This window comes from Mesorhizobium sp. M7A.F.Ca.CA.002.09.1.1 (assembly GCF_003998555.1).
In the GTDB taxonomy this organism is placed as follows: Bacteria; Pseudomonadota; Alphaproteobacteria; order Rhizobiales; family Rhizobiaceae; genus Mesorhizobium; species Mesorhizobium ciceri.
In genome coordinates, this window is sequence record NZ_RZRR01000976.1 from 1 (window position 1) to 1,958 (window position 1,958).

Here is a 1,958-nt window from a genome sequence, read left to right on the forward strand (position 1 = left end):
CATCAATTGCGCACGCGGCGGTCTGATCGTCGAGGCCGATCTGGTCGCAGCGCTGAAGAGTGGCAAGGTGGCCGGCGCTGGCGTCGACGTCTTCGAGGTCGAACCGGCCGAGAACAACGAACTGTTCGGCATGGAGAATGTGGTGGCGACGCCGCATCTCGGCGCCTCGACGACGGAGGCCCAGGAGAATGTCGCGCTGCAGGTTGCCGAGCAGATGGCCGACTATCTGATCAAGGGCGCCGTCTCCAACGCCATCAACATGCCGTCGATCACCGCCGAGGAGGCGCCGCGGCTGAAGCCGTTCGTCAAGCTCGCCGAGGTGCTCGGCGCCTTTGTCGGCCAGGTCACCGAGGATCCGATCAAGGAGGTGGAGATCCTGTTCGACGGCTCGACCGCGACGATGAACACGCGCGCGCTGATCAGTGCAGCACTCGCCGGGCTGATCCGGCCTCAGGTCTCGGACGTCAACATGGTGTCGGCGCCGATCATGGTGAAGGAGCGCGGCATCATCGTGGCCGAGGTCAAGCGCGACAAGTCGGGCGTGTTCGACGGCTATATCAAGCTGACGGTGAAGACCGAGCACATGACGCGCTCGATCGCCGGCACATGCTTCTCGGATGGCAAGCCACGCTTCATCCAGATCAAGGGCATCAACCTCGATGCCGAGGTCGGCCAGCACATGCTCTACACCACCAATGCGGACGCGCCGGGCATCATCGGCCTGCTCGGCACCGTCTGCGGCGAGAATGGCGTCAACATCGCCAACTTCCAGCTCGGCCGCAACCGGCCGGGCGGCGATGCCATAGCGCTGCTCTATCTCGACGCGCCGTTCCCGGAAGCCGTGCTGGAAAAGGTCAAGGCGCACAAGTCGATCGACTCGGCCAAGCGGCTGCAGTTCGACGTCAACGCGATGTGATTGAGGACAGGCGGTCGCCGACCCACCTCGTTGACGCCGGCCGCCGCGGCGGCCGGTTCATGTCAACTCGTCCGAGCCATCGGAGACACCCACGCGATGTCGGTAGACCAGTTCCCAGCCCTTCCAGCCCGTAAACAGCAAGATGAGAACCACGATCAGCGATAGGACGATGCCGGTTGGCATCACGGCCGCCGCTCCGCCGGCATACCGCGAGTACCAGTTGTAAAGCTCGATCAACACGACGAGTACATTGCCGCCGGCATGGAGCCATGCCGTCGTGAGATTGCGGACCTGCACATCGCCGAGAACATCCGTCAAGCCAGCAAGCGCAGCCAGGGCAGCCATGATCAGGCCTGCGCCGAGAAGCCAAAGCGACCCGGTGACCCATCCAGGATCGGCTGTTCGCCAGAAGATAAGGTCGCAAACGAAGGTGCCGACAAAAAAGGCAATCGGAAACGGAATCAGCATCGGGTGGATAGGGTGACCAGCAATGCTTGCCGTGCTGCGAGGGTTGTGGCTCATCATGTCGCCTCCCTGGCGTTCAAACTCCGCTGGAGGTGAAATGTTCCAAGTAGGGGACGCGGCAGGATTCATGCCGCTGTTTCCGCGCCATTGGCGAAGTCCAGGCCGTTCGCGTGATTACCGCGACGGCGGAGGGCGTCAGCCGCCAAATGTCATCCGCGGTGGTCCGCCACCGCCATCTTGCGCCCGCTGTATTCGGCAAGCCCGATGCCGCCCAGCACGAGCACCAAGGCCAGCGCCTGATAGAGCTGGAACGTCTCGCCGACGATCAGCACCGACAGCAGCGTGCCGAAGATCGGCACCAGATTGATGAACAGGCCGGCGCGGTTGGCGCCGATCAGCTCGTTGCCCCTGATGTAGAAGATCTGCGAAACGACCGATGCGCCGATCGCCGTATAGACGATGACGGTCCAGCCGCGCGCGTCGGGCATGATGACCTTGCCGGCGAGGACCTCCCACAGGAAGAACGGCAACGAGGTGACGAGTGCCGAAACCGACAGGGCCAGCATCAGGCTCTGCC

3 protein-coding genes are annotated in these 1,958 nt (G+C 63.4%); 1 reads left to right on the plus strand and 2 read right to left on the minus strand.

Going from position 1 to position 1,958, the window contains the following annotated elements; translation table 11 throughout:
* On the plus strand, positions 1–916 hold a 916-nt coding region (locus EN994_RS29100), incomplete at its 5' end, for an NAD(P)-dependent oxidoreductase (RefSeq protein WP_281059717.1).
* A gap of 57 nt (positions 917–973) precedes the next feature.
* On the opposite strand, the gene EN994_RS29105 is transcribed toward EN994_RS29100, so the two are convergent.
* Both EN994_RS29105 and EN994_RS29110 read right to left on the minus strand, forming a co-directional pair.
* On the minus strand, positions 974–1,438 hold the full coding sequence (locus tag EN994_RS29105; RefSeq protein ID WP_013529160.1) for a DUF2231 domain-containing protein: 465 nt from the start codon (positions 1,436–1,438) through the stop codon (positions 974–976).
* Between the two features lie 152 nt (positions 1,439–1,590).
* A partial coding sequence (locus tag EN994_RS29110) for a DMT family transporter (protein ID WP_164746303.1) occupies positions 1,591–1,958 on the minus strand: 368 nt, incomplete at its 5' end.

What these genes read in the sequence shown, in the direction of transcription:
- EN994_RS29105 (WP_013529160.1), bottom strand. Translation starts at nt 1,438, where the DNA reads ATGAGCCACAACCCTCGCAGCACGGCAAGCATTGCTGGTCACCCTATC.